General features: G+C 38.0%; 16 protein-coding genes. 9 read left to right on the top strand and 7 right to left on the bottom strand.

Annotated elements, in window-relative coordinates; all coding sequences use genetic code 11:
• Positions 1-4: 4 nt before the first annotated feature.
• From AC1M9H_RS11085 to dnaX, 5 genes are all read left to right on the top strand, one after another.
• On the top strand, positions 5-1,264 hold the full coding sequence (locus AC1M9H_RS11085) for a serine hydrolase domain-containing protein (protein WP_481597824.1): 1,260 nt from the start codon (positions 5-7) through the stop codon (positions 1,262-1,264).
• A 108-nt stretch (positions 1,265-1,372) separates the two neighbouring features.
• Positions 1,373-3,103, top strand: a complete 1,731-nt coding sequence (gene cpaA, locus AC1M9H_RS11080) for a metalloendopeptidase CpaA (RefSeq protein ID WP_481613398.1) — start codon at positions 1,373-1,375, stop codon at positions 3,101-3,103.
• 3 nt (positions 3,104-3,106) lie between these two features.
• On the top strand, positions 3,107-3,724 hold the full coding sequence (gene cpaB, locus AC1M9H_RS11075) for a metalloprotease secretion chaperone CpaB (RefSeq protein ID WP_481613397.1): 618 nt from the start codon (positions 3,107-3,109) through the stop codon (positions 3,722-3,724).
• A gap of 60 nt (positions 3,725-3,784) precedes the next feature.
• Positions 3,785-4,243: a copper resistance protein NlpE N-terminal domain-containing protein gene (locus AC1M9H_RS11070; protein ID WP_481613396.1), complete on the top strand. Its 459-nt coding sequence runs from the start codon at positions 3,785-3,787 to the stop codon at positions 4,241-4,243.
• Between the two features lie 118 nt (positions 4,244-4,361).
• Complete coding sequence (gene dnaX / locus AC1M9H_RS11065; RefSeq protein WP_481613395.1) at positions 4,362-6,488, top strand: DNA polymerase III subunit gamma/tau; 2,127 nt, start codon at positions 4,362-4,364, stop codon at positions 6,486-6,488.
• Here the strand turns inward: dnaX and AC1M9H_RS11060 are convergent.
• Together AC1M9H_RS11060 and AC1M9H_RS11055 are read right to left on the bottom strand one after the other, a co-directional pair.
• Positions 6,485-6,928, bottom strand: a complete 444-nt coding sequence (locus AC1M9H_RS11060; protein ID WP_481597809.1) for an acyl-CoA thioesterase — start codon at positions 6,926-6,928, stop codon at positions 6,485-6,487. The genes dnaX and AC1M9H_RS11060 overlap by 4 nt on opposite strands.
• A 37-nt stretch (positions 6,929-6,965) precedes the next feature.
• Positions 6,966-8,126, bottom strand: coding sequence for an iron-containing alcohol dehydrogenase (locus AC1M9H_RS11055; protein WP_481613394.1), 1,161 nt, complete (start codon positions 8,124-8,126; stop codon positions 6,966-6,968).
• Positions 8,127-8,239: 113 nt separating this feature from the next.
• Here AC1M9H_RS11055 and AC1M9H_RS11050 point away from each other — a divergent pair, with 113 nt between their 5' ends.
• Genes AC1M9H_RS11050 through AC1M9H_RS11035 form a run of 4 tightly spaced genes read left to right on the top strand, consistent with a single transcriptional unit; the run spans position 8,240 to position 11,977 of the window.
• Complete coding sequence (locus tag AC1M9H_RS11050) at positions 8,240-8,761, top strand: low molecular weight protein-tyrosine-phosphatase (RefSeq protein WP_481592115.1); 522 nt, start codon at positions 8,240-8,242, stop codon at positions 8,759-8,761.
• A 12-nt stretch (positions 8,762-8,773) separates the two neighbouring features.
• Positions 8,774-9,808, top strand: coding sequence for a UDP-N-acetylmuramate dehydrogenase (gene murB / locus AC1M9H_RS11045; RefSeq protein ID WP_481613430.1), 1,035 nt, complete (start codon positions 8,774-8,776; stop codon positions 9,806-9,808).
• A gap of 10 nt (positions 9,809-9,818) precedes the next feature.
• Positions 9,819-10,949 (top strand): YdcF family protein, encoded by a 1,131-nt coding sequence (locus tag AC1M9H_RS11040; protein ID WP_481610276.1) that lies wholly within the window; start codon positions 9,819-9,821, stop codon positions 10,947-10,949.
• Positions 10,949-11,977, top strand: coding sequence for an alpha/beta hydrolase (locus AC1M9H_RS11035; RefSeq protein ID WP_035266046.1), 1,029 nt, complete (start codon positions 10,949-10,951; stop codon positions 11,975-11,977). Before AC1M9H_RS11040 ends, AC1M9H_RS11035 begins: the two co-directional genes overlap by 1 nt.
• Before the next feature lie 36 nt (positions 11,978-12,013).
• Here the strand turns inward: AC1M9H_RS11035 and AC1M9H_RS11030 are convergent, their stop codons facing one another.
• The 5 genes from AC1M9H_RS11030 to AC1M9H_RS11010 all read right to left on the bottom strand — a co-directional run bounded on the left by AC1M9H_RS11030 (position 12,014) and on the right by AC1M9H_RS11010 (position 17,147).
• The gene (locus AC1M9H_RS11030; protein ID WP_481589291.1) at positions 12,014-13,684 is read right to left on the bottom strand and encodes an FMN-binding glutamate synthase family protein; all 1,671 of its coding nucleotides are present in this window, start codon (positions 13,682-13,684) and stop codon (positions 12,014-12,016) included.
• A 110-nt stretch (positions 13,685-13,794) separates the two neighbouring features.
• Positions 13,795-14,961: a ribosomal protein uL16 3-hydroxylase gene (locus AC1M9H_RS11025; RefSeq protein ID WP_481613393.1), complete on the bottom strand. Its 1,167-nt coding sequence runs from the start codon at positions 14,959-14,961 to the stop codon at positions 13,795-13,797.
• A gap of 234 nt (positions 14,962-15,195) precedes the next feature.
• Positions 15,196-15,660: a hypothetical protein gene (locus AC1M9H_RS11020; RefSeq protein WP_481613392.1), complete on the bottom strand. Its 465-nt coding sequence runs from the start codon at positions 15,658-15,660 to the stop codon at positions 15,196-15,198.
• A 492-nt stretch (positions 15,661-16,152) separates the two neighbouring features.
• On the bottom strand, positions 16,153-16,764 hold the full coding sequence (locus AC1M9H_RS11015) for a Maf family protein (protein WP_481592480.1): 612 nt from the start codon (positions 16,762-16,764) through the stop codon (positions 16,153-16,155).
• On the bottom strand, positions 16,764-17,147 hold the full coding sequence (locus AC1M9H_RS11010; RefSeq protein ID WP_035269188.1) for a DUF2237 family protein: 384 nt from the start codon (positions 17,145-17,147) through the stop codon (positions 16,764-16,766). The genes AC1M9H_RS11015 and AC1M9H_RS11010 overlap by 1 nt, the downstream gene beginning before the upstream one ends.
• Positions 17,148-17,179 lie beyond the last annotated feature (32 nt).

The raw sequence follows: 17,179 nt of genomic DNA, 5'->3' as shown, positions 1-17,179 counted from the left end.
GAAAATTCTAAAAGATTTAATTTACGCTGACACACATAATTATAAGGGTATCGTTCACCATCAGTTTGCAGATTTGGCACATTTATTTAGTCGTTTACAAGACTCTCGTACTGAACAAGGTGGTGCATCATTGGCTGTATATTATGGTCAAGAAAAAGTGGTTGATATTTATGTTGGAAAAAAGTCTTCGAGTGAAGAGTGGTCAGAAGACACGATGGCGATGTGCTATTCCACCGGAAAGGGGATCTTAGCGACTTTGTCGCATATTCTAGTGAGTGAAGGGAAATTAGACTATCGTCAACCCATAGCTGATTATTGGCCAGAATTTGCTGAACATGGAAAATCTAAGATTACTTTGGCTGACGTATTAAGTCACCGTAGTGGTTTATATGATGTTAGAAATGTCATTGCTCAAGCATCTGAAATGGCAGACTGGGATCACATGCTCAATGTGATGGCTAGCGCGACACCACGTTTTAAACCCAATTCAAATTATGCATATCAAGCACTTACGTATGGCTGGTTATTAGGAGGGCTGATTGAAAAAGCGACTCAGCAAAATCTTTCTGAGCTGATGAATCAATATTTAGTAGAACCACTGCAATTAGATGGTGCCTATTTTGGTGTCCCTCAGGATCAACTTTCAAGAATAGCCAAACCTCTAGAAAAAACAAATATTGAAAAAAAGTCATCAACTACTCAAGTTGCACAACAAAAGAAGAAAAAACAGAAAGTTTCATTTTCGGATCGTATCATTCAATATTCTGGTCAAAATCCTGATGATTTTATAGATGCAATGATTCCAAAGGGAATGAAGGGGTTTAGCTTTTTTGATGATCGTGTTCTGACTCAACCCATTCCTGCTGCTAATGGTGTCTTTACAGCCAGAAGTTTAGCGAAAATCTATGCCATGATGGCGCACTATGGTCAGTTCGAATCAAGACAATTTATCAAGCCACTTGTATTCAAACAACTTTCGCAAATTCAAAGCTATGATCGAGACAAGGTGATGCCAATACCTATGCATTGGCGTTTGGGTTATCACAGAGTTATCACGCTGGGTAAAAGTGCAAAAAATGGATTTGGTCATATGGGCTACAACGGATCAGGGGCTTGGTGTGATCCTGAAAGAAAATTAAGCTTTGCCTATACCCATAATTATCCTGTTGGGTCAATTACAGGGGATTATCGTTTGTGGAGTTTATCGCAAGAGGCATTAAGATGTGTGGATCACATTAATAATGGTAAAAAGGGATGGTTTTAACATTTACAAAGGAGAATTTGTATTTATAATGTATACTAACTTTAACTAAAATAAACAAATAGTGACATGATGAATAAAAAAATTACCTTTTTACTAATGGGTTGTTTGATGAGTGGTGTTGTGGCAAGTACAGTACTTACACCAAACCAAAATCAGCAAAGCGGGCAGATTCCGAGCGGTTATGCTGAATTAGAATTCGAATTGCGTGATGGAAATTGGACGAAACAAATCTATCTGCCAAACAATCCAAAAAATAATGACAAGATTAGAATTTCCTCATCGGCGGGATATGCGGCATATCTAGATACTTCCAATATTGATATTCCCCTTGAATCAATTCAAATCAATAAAGGAAACACATTCGACTTTATTTATAGTGAATCTTTAAAAAAATGGCGAATCAACAGTACACCCAGTGTCATTTTAGATAATTCAAGTGTACAAAATATTATATCTAATCAACAAACAATACAGCGAGTTCATCTAAAAGATGGCGCTTGGGCAAAGAAAATAGTATTGCCGAGCGATGTTGCTAACAATACGGTAATGTTGATTGAATCTGATGCAGGCAGGGATTCATCAATTGATACAACAAATCTTCTTTTTTCGAGTAATTTTAATTTAAAAAAAGGAGATCGCTATTGGTTTGTATTTAATCAAAATCTAAAAAAATGGGTGCCTGAATATATCAAGCCGAGACAACTAAATGTTAGTTCAGTGGGTACTCAGTTAAATAAAACAGATAGCCCTTTAACTGAAATTATTTTTGGTGATGGAAACTGGGTGTCACAATTCACATTACCAAGTTCAGCATATGACCGTGATCGTGTGATCGTGAAGTCGACTGCAACATGGCAAGCTACTATTTCAAATCAGAATATCAATACCTCAGCAACTTTAAAACTAAATAGAGGTGAACGATATGAATTTATGTTTGTAAAAGAATTAGCGAAGTGGATTTTAGTTTCTGCACCAGAACGTGTGATACAAGCGAAAGATTTAAATAATCAAAAAGTTCCTGATCCTAAACAACCAGTGACACGTGTTAAGTTGGCAAATGGAAATTGGCAATCAGTAATTAATTTACCTGATCGCGCTCAAATCAATGACAAGATAATCATAAGTTCTGGAGCGGCGTGGAGCAGCACAATTCAGGCATCCAATAATTTACGACAAACGATTCAAACTGGTGAAACGCAACGTTTTGTCTATACATCTCAAGGATGGCAAGCTGATAGTGCAACCATTGACATGCTTTTGGTGAGTAGTCCTGCTGTTGCAGAGAAATTAGGTGCAAATGCAGCGAAAATGAGGTTGATTGAAGGCTTTGATCTAACCAATGTGTCTGCAGAGAATTCAAATGCCAAGTTTTATCTGCGCAACGTTGGTTATCTGCAATATAAAACACCAGGTTCTAAAACATTAAACAATGTCCTTGATATTGGTCGTGTGGACAAAGTTATTCAGAATGAGCGTAATCGCTTAAAAGCTGATGCTGTATATTATGAAGGTGATGAAGAAGGCTGTGGTTTAGCTTACTTGCTTGAAAACCCTAACTCTAATTATATGATCGGTAGTGGAAGTATTAACTGTGGAATCACGGTTTTACGTCATGAATTCGGTCATAATATGGGGGTGAATCATGATGATACCGCTGGACCAGCACGTGGTTTGGAGCATCCATTGGGTGGTACGATTATGGGAGGTAATAGTATCTCTTATTTCTCAAGCCCAGATTTATTCCATCCAAAGTATGGATACCAATTAGGGGGTACGAATGATCGTGATGCTGTCACTATGATTAATAAAAATGCTAAAGCAGTGTCGCTATTCAAATAACGTATGAAAGTAATTTATATTTTATTGGGTGTAGCAGTTTTTGTGACTGCTACATTTACGTTATATCTAAAACCCGAAAAAGACAAATCATCTGCAAGCTTACAGCAGCATCAAGTTGAAAATGAACTGGGTCAAAATGTTAATGCTCATGACGAACGGCTTGAAAATAAGAATGAATCATCGAGTTCTCATCTGATGCCTGAGCTTATGCCTGTACTAGAACAAAATGTTGAACGGCATATGATTCTTCCAGAAAGTTTTCAGCATCGGGCTGACTCGGGTTATTTATTTAAGTTTAATCCTGATCAAGTGGCGAGCATGAAAGAGGGCAGTAAATTTCCCTTGAAACTTTTGCAATTTGGTATCAACCGTGTGGCTGAAATTACTGAGATTGAACAAGTTGAGGATGGAATTGTGCGATACAAGGGGCAATTTGAGGATTATCCTGCTGATCTAAACTATTTTACGATTACTCAAAGTATTGAAGATCAATATGCAATTATTAAAGTTTATACAGATAAAGGGTCATATTTTGCTGAAGTAATTAAAGGGATTGGACTCGCTTACCCTGATCAAGTTTTACATGATGATGGGGTTCACGTGCACCAACATACGCATTGATTCATTTGCAGACTTGAGATATGGTAATTTTCACAAAATTGTTAAAATTGATTTGTGATTATGCGCCGTAGTACTGTCATCCCATTGGTTTTGATATCGTCGATTCATATGGCTTCTTGCGATCAGTCCACGCAATCAAATCAACTCTTGAAACAGAATGATTCAATAAAAAATCAAGTAACACCTCAATATATTGGTTTGTATCAAGGTACTACGCCATGTATGGGGTGTTTTTCGCGTTGTGAGGATTGTCCTGGTATGGCTGTTGATTTACAACTTAACGCAGACCAAACGTATGTGTTGTCACGATTAAGTCTAAGCGGTCATAACCAAGCAGAAGAAATCAAAGGTCAGTTCAAATTCATTAATACTGAAAAGTCTTTGATTCAATTAAACGGTGTCCCAACCAGAAATATCATTCTTGTCGATTTGGTCAACAAAATGCTCGAAATTCGTATCGATGGGACTGGTGAGGAATACGAAAATTTCGATGATTTTAGTTTGAATTTAACAGGTTAAATTTTCCCAAGAAAAAAGAGTTGGATTTAAATTGCTTTTTGAATGTATGAATGATCTGTAACGCATTCACTCTTGCCAAAAAAAACAGTATGCTTAGTCCTGTAATTAGGGAGCATTCATGTATCAGGTTCTTGCGCGTAAATATCGTCCACGTAATTTTTTAGAATTGGTTGGTCAAAACCATGTGTCGCGTGCATTAACCAGTGCTTTAGAGCGTGGTCGACTGCATCATGCTTATCTTTTTACGGGGACGCGTGGCGTTGGTAAAACAACGATTGCAAGGATTCTTGCTAAATGTCTGAACTGTGAAACAGGTGTAACATCTACACCGTGTGAAGTATGCCCAACGTGTACCGCAGTCAATGAAGGTCGATTTATAGACTTAATTGAAATTGACGCAGCCTCCCGAACCAAAGTTGAGGATACACGAGAATTATTGGATAACGTACCTTATGCACCAACGCAAGGTCGTTTTAAAGTGTATCTCATTGATGAAGTACACATGCTGTCCACACATTCTTTCAATGCTTTACTCAAGACGCTTGAAGAACCGCCTGAACATGTCAAATTTTTATTTGCGACGACAGATCCTCAAAAACTTCCAATTACGGTTATTTCACGTTGTTTGCAATTTACTTTACGCCCATTGGCGGTTGATGAAATCACTTCACATCTCACACAAATTTTAACTAAAGAATCAATTAATGCGGAAGCTGATGCGATTTGGCAGATCGCTGAGTCAGCACAAGGTTCTTTACGTGATGCACTGTCGCTAACAGATCAAGCAATTGCATATGGGCAAGGTGCGATTCACCACCAAGATGTGAAAGAAATGCTGGGTTTGATTGATCGCACGATTATTTTCGACCTTATTTTGGCGATACATCAAAATCAACGTGCTAAAGTCAGTGCTTTATTACTCCAATTCCGTCAACAAGCACTTGATGTTTCTTTGGTGTTGGATCAACTCATTTCAACTTTACATGAGTTGGCTTTACTCCAATACTTACCAGACTTGAGTTTAAAATATAGTGCTGAGATTAATCAGAAAATTATGCAGCTTTCGAGCATGATTTCTGCTCAAGATCTACAATTGTATTATCAAATTGCATGTAAAGGTCGTGCTGAATTACAAATTGCAGTGACTCAAGAGCAAGGCTTTGAAATGTGTGTGCTCAGGTTGTTGGCATTCCGCCCGATGGCGAATAATGAGCAGCTGACCACTCAAGCACCTCCAGAACAATCAAATGTCTTAAAAGAAGCTGAAAATTTCAATCAGATTTCGACAGAGAATTCAGAATCTATATCGGCTGATCATCAAGAAGCAGGATCGAAAATCAGTTCGCCTGAGAATAATACGAGTTCGATTCAGCGTAGTCGCGATGTAAATGATGAGGAAAATACGGATCTAATCTTATTTCAGCAGATGATGGCATCTGATGATGAGGCTGTTCCTACGGAGTCAGTTCATCCTGAAAAATCTGAATCTGAAAGCTTGCATTCAACAGAATTAAATCATGCGGATGATGTCGGTCAGTCTGTATCTGTTGAAGTGAAACAAGAGAATTTAACCAACTCTGTGGTAGGCAGTGGGGAGATTGAGCTGACTTCATTTGGAGCAAGCTTTAATTCAGAGCCTGTTGAATCTTCTATTGTTGATCAAGACAATATTTTCTTTTTAGAGCCTAAGCCAAGTGAACATTCTGCTGAAAGCGCTGAATTGTCAGTTCAAGAAGAAGGATCATCGAATGGCACTCATTGCCCAAGTCTAGATCTACTTGATGAGAATAAAAATGTTGTCGCAGATGCTGGCTTAAAAGGTTTAATGCCTCAAGATATTTTAAGGCTTGAGCCTGTCGAATTGGTAGGTGAATGGGATACTCAAAAGTGGGAATATTGGTTCAGAAATAGTCCATTAACACCTGCGGTACAAGAATTAGCACAACAAGGTCTTATGCAAGGTCAAATTGATGGAACATGTGAATTCTATATCCCTGCAAAATACGAAGCTTTATTGCACTCACTCATTCCGAGTTTAGAAGCAGCACTCAAGCAATCATTTTCAAAATCTCAATTAATCGTAAAATACAACGAACCAAACGGTGAGACGCCTTTCGATCTGCAGGAAAAGCGTAAGCAAAAGGCATATCGACGTGCTGAAGAATTGATTCATCAAGAACCCGTCGTGGAAGACTTGTTAAAAATTTTCGGCGGTGAGCTACATAATATTCAGCTTAAGTCTTAAGTTGATTTCGTCATAAACGTAGTTAAGGCTTCGCGTATTGAGTTTGGTAATTCAATACTTTTACGAGAGTCACGGTCGACAAATACATGCACAAAATAACCTTGAGCAGCAGGCTCTGATTGATTTTTCTTAAATATTGAAATGCTATACGTCACTGAAGATCGTCCAATCTTTTCGATAGCGACAGCAACATCAATCACTTCGGGGTAGGATAGTTCAGAAAAATATGTACATTTTGATTCAATAACGAGTCCAATGATAGGCGAAGTTTTAAAGTCAAATAGTGCGTGTTGAATAAGTAGCGCATTTGCGGCGGTGTCAAAGTAGCTGTAATAAGTGACGTTATTGACATGCCCATACACGTCATTATCAGCCCAACGGGTTTGGATGGGAAAAAAGAATTGATAGTCTGCTCTAGTTTTTTTTGAAATAGTTGTCATATTTTATTCAGAAAGTTGATTAAAGATTTCGAGTCATTTAATGATAAATTGCTTGGTAGATGCTTAAAGCATCAGCATAGCTTAGAGCTCTAGGATTGTTTTGTAAGAGGCGCGTTTGTTGCATCGCATCATTAGCTAACATCTCTAAATCTGATTCTTGTACACCTAGCTCATTGAGTTTTAAGCTCAACCCACTCTGGCTAACATGCCTTTCCATATGATCAATAAATAAATCACATAAGCCATCAGTATTGCCTTTGCTATATGGGTCAATCCATTGCATCAGTTCAGCATAGTATTTCTTCGCTTGAGGTGCATTGAATTTCAGTGTTTCAACAAGCACGATTGCATTGGTATGACCATGCGATAAGTGATAATGCCCGCCCAAAGGATAGGCAAGCGCATGAACAGCTCCAACAGGAGCATTTGCAAATGCTTGTCCAGCCAACATAGAGCCTAAGAGCATTTTTTGGCGCGCTTCTAGGTTTTGGGGTTGCTCTAGAACAAGTTTTAAATTTTGATTCAATAAATCCAATGCTTGTTTAGCGAGCAAATCAGAATAGAAATTTTTCTTTAGTTTTGAGGTGTAGGCTTCAATTGCATGCACCATTGCATCAATTCCTGTTGCTGCAGTGATGTGAGCCGGAAGACCTTGAGTAAAAGTTGCATCTAAAATGGCAGTATCCGCATACAGAACGGGTGAAACAATTCCTGTTTTTGTTGTTTTGCCTGTAGTGACAATAGAGATTGGTGTAACTTCAGAACCCGTACCTGCAGTTGTAGGCACTAAGATGAGTGGTAATCGTGGCGATTGAGCTTGATTGACGCCATATAACTCAGAAATCGTTTGGGTTTGATTGGGGTGTGAAAGTATGGCAATAATTTTTGCCACGTCTAAGGAGCTACCACCGCCAAAACCAATGACTGCATCAATCTGTAAACGTTTTGCTTCATCTACTGCATTTAAGATGACATCTTCTGGAGGGTCTGCAACGACATCGGAAAAAATACTGAACTCAGTACCAGTAGCGTTGAAAATGTGAAGAATAGGTTGGTGGAGGTGGTGATCAATCATCCCTTGATCTGTGACGAGAAGAACTTTATTAAATCGATGTTGTTTTAAAATTGAGCCAAGCTGTTGAATACTCCCTAAACCAGAAATAATATTCCCGACAGTTTGAAATTGAAATTGGCTCATCACACATCCTTTTTGCGCTTTAAATAAGATTATTGTTTTACAGTTCTATAGGATTCACTCCTTAAATAACTTAACATATGCACTGCGAAAGTATATGTATTTTTGAGGCGAAGATGACGACGAAAATGCCATACAAAATTTTATGTGTATGTTTAGGAAATATTTGTCGTTCCCCAACAGCAGAAGTGGTAATGAAACACTTTGCGGATTTAGAAAAATTAAATATTCAAGTTGATTCAGCTGGAACCAGTAATTATCACCCAAACAAAGCGCCTGATTATAGAAGTCAAAAGCACGCATTGAAACGAGGATATGATTTATCTTCATTACGTGCGAGACAGATTCGTATTGAAGACTTTAAGGAATTTGATTTAATCTTGGCGATGGATCATGAAAATCTAGTCAATATTCAGAAACTGCAAGTTGAAGCAGCGCAAATATTTCAAAACCATGAACTGCGAGCAAAAATAGAGCTCATGAGTGCCAAAGATCCTTCATATTTAAATCAACCAGTACCTGATCCTTACTATGGTGGAGATGATGGCTTTGAGTTGGTCTTAGATCAATGTGAGTCGAACAGTAAAGCATGGATTAGTTACTTAAAACCAATGTTGCAGCAGTCAAACGTTGAGTAAGATAAAAATATGATTGATATTCAAACTAATATACAACTCCAGTCTTTCAATACGTTGAATTTAAATGCTGTTGCATCTCATTATTGTATTGTTCGATCTCTTCAAGATTTGCGTGAAGCAATTGAATTCGCTGAGCAAGCTCAATTAAACATGATGATACTTTCAGGGGGGAGTAATATGCTGCTCCCTGAGCATCTAGATGCTTTGGTTGTTCAATTACATTTAGATGATCTTGTCCTGCTTGCTGAAGATGATACCAATGTAACAATTCGAGTAGGTGCTGGACGTCACTGGCATGAGTTCGTGCTATGGACAACAGAGCAAGGTTTCTATGGATTGCAAAATCTCGCATTGATTCCAGGGTGGGTGGGTGCTGCACCTGTTCAGAACATTGGTGCCTATGGCGTTGAAGTCGGTGAATTTATTGAATTTGTAGAGGCTTTTGATCGTACTAAAAATGAAATCGTTCAAATCCAAGCGAGTGATTGTCATTTTTCATATCGACACAGCATTTTTAAAGATCAGCCTGAGCGGTTTGTTATTACTGCGGTCATCTTTAAATTACTTAAACAGCCACAACTCAAAATGAATTATGGAGATTTAAAAGCTGCGATGGGCGATGACATTACGCCATATAATTTACAGCAACAAGTGATCAAAATTCGTCAAAGTAAACTCCCAGATCCTGCAGAATATCCAAATGCAGGGAGCTTTTTTAAAAATCCGATTTTAATTAAAACGAAATTTGAGGAAGTTTTACAGCTTCATCCCACGATTCCACACTATCCTCAAGCAGATGGTTCTGTAAAAGTTGCAGCTGGTTGGTTGATTGACCAAGCAGGCTGGAAAGGAAAAAAATTAGGAAAAGTGGGAATGTTTGATCGACAGGCTTTAGTTTTAGTCAATTACGCCGATGCATCTCTCACAGATGTGCAGGCAACCTATCGCTCTGTGCAGCAAGATGTGTTAAATAAGTTTGGTATTTTATTAGAACCTGAGCCTGTTTTGTTCGATCAAAAAGGTTCTATTCAATCTCATTTGGTTTAAAAAGGACAGTATGTCTAGAAAACATTGGATGGTGGCAACGGTGCGTATGATGGCGATCATATTCGCACTTTTGGGCTGTCTCATGGTTTTCTGGTATACACCATTTTATTCAGCACTTGTTGTGAAATCACTTCACGCATTTGTCCCTATCAAAGTTGACGAAATTGCGGCCAAGAGCCAGCAAATGGCAGCGTTAACTGATAAGGAGGATTTGGAGCCTGGTTCAAGGCTGTGGATTGCAAGACAAGCTTATCTCAAACTTATTGAAGAACAATTGAATGATCAAGGGGCTGAACAGCTTGCTGAAATTCAAACTCGCTATGTGTTATTAAAACAAAAAATTAAAGATGAATTGCTTACAGATATAAATACAAAGAATGAAACTAAAGAGGATGTTGTCTTCGCAATTGATCAGCCTGATTTTGCCAGTGATGTTGCCATAAGCCAAACTGATTCAACAAATTCATCCATCAATGAAGAAAAAAATCAGCGCTTGGCTTTAATGGAAAAATATGAATTTTTCCTTAGAAATCATCCCTTAGAAGAAGATGAGGTTCAAACATTAGATCCGCAAATCTATAAAGATATCGCGTTGATTCAAAATGAAAATAAAACTTTATCAAATCAGAAAGATAAACCTTATGCGATAGTTGTGTTGGGTGGTGGGTTGACGCTAGGAGATAATAAAATTGATATTGTAGTTAATGATTACACACGCTCTAGACTAGAAAAAACACTTGAGATTGAGAAGCAAACGGATTTACCTATTGTGTTGAGTGGTGTTGAAGCACCGTACATGCAAGCGTGGTTAGCATCGCGTGGGGTAGAAGCGAATCTATTAGAGCAACGCAGCATGAATACCTGTGAGAATACACGCTTTAGTTCATTATTATTACAAAAAAAAGGAGGAGCGCCGACAGTGATTTTGATTACCGATCGTTATCATATGACACGTACACGACGTCTTTTTGCTTTGAACGGTATCAAAACAATTCCTGTTGAAGCGCCCATGCCTACAATGCTGACAACATGGCGTCCTAGCCAATTAAATTACGATCACAGTCGTCGTGCAAATTATGAATTACTTGCCACGATCAGAGATGTAATGTTTGGCTCTAGCGGTTGTCGGGAGGTGCCATAATGTCTGATATTCCGTTTCTGAATCCAAATGTGTTGAAACAACTCGATTTACCCATTCCGAATCGAGAACAAACACCATTAAGATTAGAACCATTAAATTTAAATCGACCTTATTCTCCTTCGAAAGAGATTCAAGCTTATCGTCATCTTTACGCACTTGATCGTCTTGAAGCGAATTATTGGCAGGGTTATATCAAAATGCCTTTGTTCAAACTTCATGTGCAGGTGTATCAACCTCGCATAGAGCAGGTGAAAGGTACTGTATTCTTATTGCATGGCTATTTGGAACACAGTGGAATTTACCAACCAATTATTGGTGAATTGCTGGATCAAGGGTTTAGTGTTTTAACTTATGACTTGCCTGGACATGGGTTAAGTGATGGCAATGCTGCCAGCATTCAGAACTTTGATCATTATCAGCAAGTACTCCATGCGGTTCACCAATATGTAAAACAAGCTGATCAATTGCCTAAACCATGGCTAGGTATCGGACAGAGTACTGGTGGTGCAATTTGGATGCATCATTTGTTGGAGTTTGCTGAACAACGTAAAAATCCAATTGTAGAACGCGTATTACTCTTGTCGCCATTAGTCAGACCTGCAAAAACAGCATGGTGGCATAATCCAGTAGGCTTGGGCATCATTCGCCGTATCAAACGTGAAGTTCCAAGACATTTTAAACGCAATAATCACAATCCTGAATTTTTAAGATTTGTACGTCTAAAAGATCCACTACAACCGCGCATGATGGGGATGGATTGGATATTAGCAATGTCAAAGTGGATGTTGGAAATGGAAAATCGACCTGCATGCCGAATTCCAGTTTGGCTCGCTCAAGGTGCCCAAGATCAAACTGTAGACTGGCGTTATAATATCGAATTTATACGCAGAAAGTTTCGCCTTCAGACCTTGCTCATGTTAGAGGAGGGATCTCATCAGTTGATCAATGAGCGTGCGGATATACGGGCAGCATTAACGGGTTTAATCCCAGCATTCTTACATGCGCAAAGTCATAAAGGATACTTTTAAAATAAAGGTGCTGATTTCAGCACCTTTTTGATGAAACTAGAATTTGCTGGCATCTGCCAAATTCCACATTCTGAAATAGAAATTTTCTTCATCTCTATCTTTACAGTTTAATAATTGACCTGATTCTAACCAAAAATGTAATTGAGCATAATTTTTGATTTCACGATCATTTATACGTTGCGCGAGATGATGAGCTTTAATTTCGCTCGGATGATTTAAACCTGCAGCTGCTATCATTTCCGCCAGTGCATGCAATGTATTTTTGTGGAAATTATAAACACGTTCTGCTTTCGTTGGTACATGGACTGCTTTTTGGCGCTCAGCATCTTGTGTTGCTACCCCAACTGGACACTGATTGGTATGGCAACTTTGAGCTTGGATACAACCGACAGCAAACATAAATCCACGAGCTGAATTCACCCAATCTGCACCTAAGGCAAAGGTACTCGCAATATCAAAAGCACTGATGATTTTACCACTTGCGCCAATTTTTACTTTATCTCTTAATCCAGCACCTACTAAGGTATTGTGTGCAAATAAGAGCGCTTCACGCAGTGGCGTTCCGATATTATCGCTAAATTCAATCGGTGCAGCACCGGTTCCACCTTCTGATCCATCTACGACGATAAAATCAGGAACAATATTGGTTTCAAGCATCGCTTTGACAATACTCATAAATTGCCAAGGCTGTCCGATACATAATTTGAATCCAACAGGTTTACCACCTGATAGTTCACGTAACTTTTGAATAAAATGCATCATTTCAATCGGTGTATTAAAGCTAGGGTGGCTTGGCGGGGAAATACAATCGCGATCACGAGGAACACCACGAATCTTCGAAATTTCTTCTGTAATCTTATGTTTGGGTAAAATACCGCCGTGACCTGGTTTTGCACCTTGAGACAGTTTTAGCTCAATCATTTTGATATTGGGATGTTTGGCTTGAGCTTTAAATTTTTCAGGATCAAATAGACCGTCTTCAGTTCGACAACCAAAATATCCACTGGCGATTTGCCAAACAATATCTCCATTATTTTCAAGATGGTAGGGGCTTAGGCTTCCTTCGCCAGTATCATGATAGAACTGACCCATGTGGGCACCGAGATTAAGTGCGCGTATTGCATTAGCACTTAAACTCCCAAAACTCATTGCTGAGATATTCATGATTGATGCACTATAAGGTTGAGCGCACTGATCATTACCCACTTTAATACGGAAGGTGCTGGTATCAGCTGGGAGTTTCGGTGCAAGAGAGTGAGTAATGAAACGATAGTCATCTTGATATACATCAATAATTGAACCAAAAGGCTTATCAGCATTTTCATTCTTTGCACGCTGATAAACTAAGCTACGTTGCATTCTTGAAAAGGGTAAAGCGTCTTGGTCTGATTCAATAAAATATTGACGAATTTCGGGTCTGAAATCTTCAAATAAGAAGCGAAAATGCCCCATGATTGGGTAGTTCTTTAAAATCGAATGTTTATTTTGAAGTACATCATATAGGCCTAAGACACTGAGTAAACTGGTCAGTAGCCAAATAATATTAATGACACTGTCGGATAGAAAATAATAAATATAATGGGGGCTGTAAAATAGCCTAAGCCATGTAATACTCAGGGCGATGATAATACATGCGAACCATACAGAATGCCTTGAAAAAAAAGTGTTCAGTAATTTATGTCTTATTGCTTGAGCAGGACTTGCCATTTTTATTTTCCATCGTTCTTTACTGCAATTACCATACGAACTTCTATGGAATCAGACAAGTAGTGAATTGTTAGCTTACAGCTGTAAGCTAACAATTTATATTTATGGGTTTAGTTTTCTTCCGAAGGAAGCAACATAATGATCGAATTATTCAAGAGTTCCGCGAGATCTTCAAGAATGTGTTGATCATATAAATTTTCATCCAAAGCGATCATTTCACCATCAGCGATACGTTTTAAATGAGGTTTAAATTCTTCGGAGATACATAAGCGCTCTCCATTTGCCCAAAAGTTAAGTTCATCATTGAAGTTGCTATAAAGCAAACGTGAAGCAGGTTCGATTTTTAATAAATAACCTTCTTCAAGTGCTTCTTCTAAATCACCTGTTCCAATTTCGTCATTTTCTGGAATATTGTTAGGATAACCAGGTTGCGAAGCGAGACACATGATGGCTTCATTTAGCATCTCAGGATTTTGCAGTTGAGCTAAAAGTTGTTCGCGCAAATAGCTAAGCTCATGATCTGAAATTTCGCCGACAGCAGCGCTGACAGAGCGTGTGATATCTAATAATGGTTTTTTCAGTTGCTCTTGTTCTGAAAAAGAATCACCAAGACTATCCATCATGTCTGAGATATTTGGCATGCGGAACCCGAAAGAATAGGTTAAACACTCATCTTCAGCTACGCCATAATGAGAAAGACCTGGTGGGACGTATAGTAAATCGCCCGGCGCCAAAACTTCATCAAAATGAACTTCCATTTCTTGCAAAAGTTTTAAAGGCTGACCTGCAACGAGTGCTGTCTGTTCATCACACATTTGCCCTAATTGCCAACGGCGATGTCCGTAACCTTGAACTAAAAATACATCATAAAAATCGAAGTGTTTGCCGACAGAACCACCTTGTGGTGCGTAAGACACCATAATATCTTCACGACGCCATTGAGGAATAAAAGGAAATTTTTTCCATAATTCAGCAAGATCAAACGAATAGTGATCGACCGCTTGAACGAGTAGTGTCCATAATTTTGGCATTTTTTGGAAGTCTGCTTTGAGCAGTGGTGATGACTTCACATTCCATTGATTAGGGTCACGATCTTTTTGTTTGATCAAACGTGCAGCCACGTTTTCATCGAGTGCAAGCTCCATAACATCATTGGGTTCAAGTAAACCCACAATTTCAGGAACTGCATTACGAACGAGGAGCGGTTTTTTTTGCCAATATTCCGTAAGGAATTGTTCAGCGCTAATACCGCCGAGAACGTCTAAAGTTTGGGACATAATAAGGACTACAATTTAGTTTGGCTTATTGTCCCTTGAACGATGCAAGTTCTGCAAGTGACACGGCTTTAAAAGCGCATGTTTTCTTGCTTATGGATGATACAAATGAATATGAAAAAAATGAATATAGCTATTTTAAAGAAATAATTAATTTACACTTTGAGGGGAATTTCATATCGTATAACAGCCATTATGTTAAATGAGGCAGATTTATTGAATCAAATATTAACTAAACTAATCATCATCAAAAGGGCTTTCAGCACCAAAACTATTTATACAAGCTTTGGATGTATATAGAAGCCCACCTCCTGAAGAATGAATGCTGACCAAGAAGTCTTTTGTTTCGAAAATTTCAGGAGGGGGTATAAGGTATATTTTTTCTTGAACTACAAATCTGTAGACTAAGTTAAGTAAAAAAAGTGCGCTAGCTGAGTCTAATAGATTTTTTAAGTTCGCGAGATTTCTATTAATCTCACGATCATGCTTAATTTTATTATGGTGATTCCACCATAAAATTGTTTCATCGCTATCTATCTTATCAAATGGAGTGAATTTTAAAGATGTATATTTAATTTTTACGTCAGACTTTAAGAGAGATAGACTTTGTAGTTGTGTTTCATCTTTATAGTATTCACGAAAATCTCTAGAGTTGAATGAATTACCAATATTAGATGTACAAGCTTTAAAAAATTGCTTCAATTTCTGAACAAATTGTAAGATACAAATTCATTATTTCTATAGAAAAAGTTTCATTGTTTCTAATGTCAAAATCTAAGTGAGTACTAAATTCTTTTAGTTTTTTTTCTATATGTAGAAATCTATTCCAGAAGTTATCATGCATATGTATCCCCCTAAAGATAGTATCCAAAATTGAAAAAAACTTTAACAATGATAACTTAAACTAAGATAATGGATGTTATACAAAGTTTCTTAACTTGTTCATGTAATTCATATTCTTAACTTGAAATGAACAACCCAAATATGATCATTTGAACTTTTTTACAATTTCTATGTTTTGAGATCGCTTATCGATCAATTTTCCACAGCTTTGTGTATATAAATTAATTTAGCTCAGTTGTAATTATTTGAGCTAAAAATAGGGTATTTATTTCATTCTTCAGTTGCTAGTAACAAATAATTCCAAAAAAACCGAGTTATTGAACTCGGTCTTATTTATTAATATGCAACGTATCAAGGCACTAGAATTTTCAATTCACGTAAAATTTTACACAATTGAATCATCGGCATGCCCATCAACGTGGTTTGGTCTTGCCCAATCATTTCTTCAAATAAGCTGATGCCCAAACTTTCGCATTTGAAACTTCCAGCACACTGTAAAGGTTGTTCAAGTGCGACATAACGCTGAATTTCTTCCAGATTCAAATGCCTAAATTTGACCTTATAATGTTCAACAATGGTTTCTTCAAACCCAGATGAAGCGTGTTGAACACTTAATGCCGTACTGAAATAAACAATTTTTCCTGAATTTGCTTGAAGTTGTTTGATTGCTTTTTCAGGAGATAAAGGTTTTCCAATAAATATGTCAGGTGCGCCTTCACGCCAAGCCACCTGATCAGAACCGATAACGATCGCATCTGGATCTTTCTCAGCAAAATATTTTGCTTTTTCATATGCGAGTCGATAGGCAAGATCATCGGCATGGCTTTCCCCACGCGGAGTCTCATCGATATCGGGTGATATTTGTTCAAAATCGATATGTAATCGATTAAGTAGTTCCTTACGTGTTTGACTGCCAGAAGCTAAAATAATTCTTGCTGACGTTGAAGCAACATGATGATTCATTACACTGAGAATTCCATTAAAATGTCGATCGGGACATAAGCAAGTACTGATTGATGACAAGCCTGAAGTTTTAAATTCGGTGCCATATCATTCTGATAAGCTTCAACCCAGCGCGTCACACAAATACACCAGAAATCACCAGGCTTTAAACCGGGAAAACCAACTTCGGGTAGTGGTGTTGTCAAATCATTCCCAATTCGTTGCGAGAAACTTAAGAATTCAGACGTCATTTCGGCACAGACTGTATGTTGACCTAAATCAGAGGGTGCAGTGTGGCAAAAACCATTTCTGAAATATCCTGTAATAGGATCAAAACAACAACTGGCGAGCGGTTCGCCGAAAACATTTAAACGATTAATACTTGGATCTGGATGGATAGACATAGCAACACTTTGTGGTTCGACTCCATCTATCA

The organism is Acinetobacter sp. ANC_7512 (assembly GCF_056779935.1).
This window is presented reverse-complemented; position numbering and strand designations above follow the sequence as displayed.

Coding starts and splice junctions, on each gene's coding strand:
- cpaA (WP_481613398.1), top strand. CDS start 1,373: ATGAGTGGTGTTGTGGCAAGTACAGTACTTACACCAAACCAAAATCAG.
- cpaB (WP_481613397.1), top strand. CDS start 3,107: ATGAAAGTAATTTATATTTTATTGGGTGTAGCAGTTTTTGTGACTGCT.
- AC1M9H_RS11070 (WP_481613396.1), top strand. CDS start 3,785: ATGCGCCGTAGTACTGTCATCCCATTGGTTTTGATATCGTCGATTCAT.
- dnaX (WP_481613395.1), top strand. CDS start 4,362: ATGTATCAGGTTCTTGCGCGTAAATATCGTCCACGTAATTTTTTAGAA.
- AC1M9H_RS11060 (WP_481597809.1), bottom strand. CDS start 6,928: ATGACAACTATTTCAAAAAAAACTAGAGCAGACTATCAATTCTTTTTT.
- AC1M9H_RS11055 (WP_481613394.1), bottom strand. CDS start 8,126: ATGAGCCAATTTCAATTTCAAACTGTCGGGAATATTATTTCTGGTTTA.
- AC1M9H_RS11050 (WP_481592115.1), top strand. CDS start 8,240: ATGACGACGAAAATGCCATACAAAATTTTATGTGTATGTTTAGGAAAT.
- AC1M9H_RS11040 (WP_481610276.1), top strand. CDS start 9,819: ATGTCTAGAAAACATTGGATGGTGGCAACGGTGCGTATGATGGCGATC.
- AC1M9H_RS11035 (WP_035266046.1), top strand. CDS start 10,949: ATGTCTGATATTCCGTTTCTGAATCCAAATGTGTTGAAACAACTCGAT.
- AC1M9H_RS11030 (WP_481589291.1), bottom strand. CDS start 13,684: ATGGCAAGTCCTGCTCAAGCAATAAGACATAAATTACTGAACACTTTT.
- AC1M9H_RS11025 (WP_481613393.1), bottom strand. CDS start 14,961: ATGTCCCAAACTTTAGACGTTCTCGGCGGTATTAGCGCTGAACAATTC.
- AC1M9H_RS11015 (WP_481592480.1), bottom strand. CDS start 16,764: ATGAATCATCATGTTGCTTCAACGTCAGCAAGAATTATTTTAGCTTCT.
- AC1M9H_RS11010 (WP_035269188.1), bottom strand. CDS start 17,147: ATGTCTATCCATCCAGATCCAAGTATTAATCGTTTAAATGTTTTCGGC.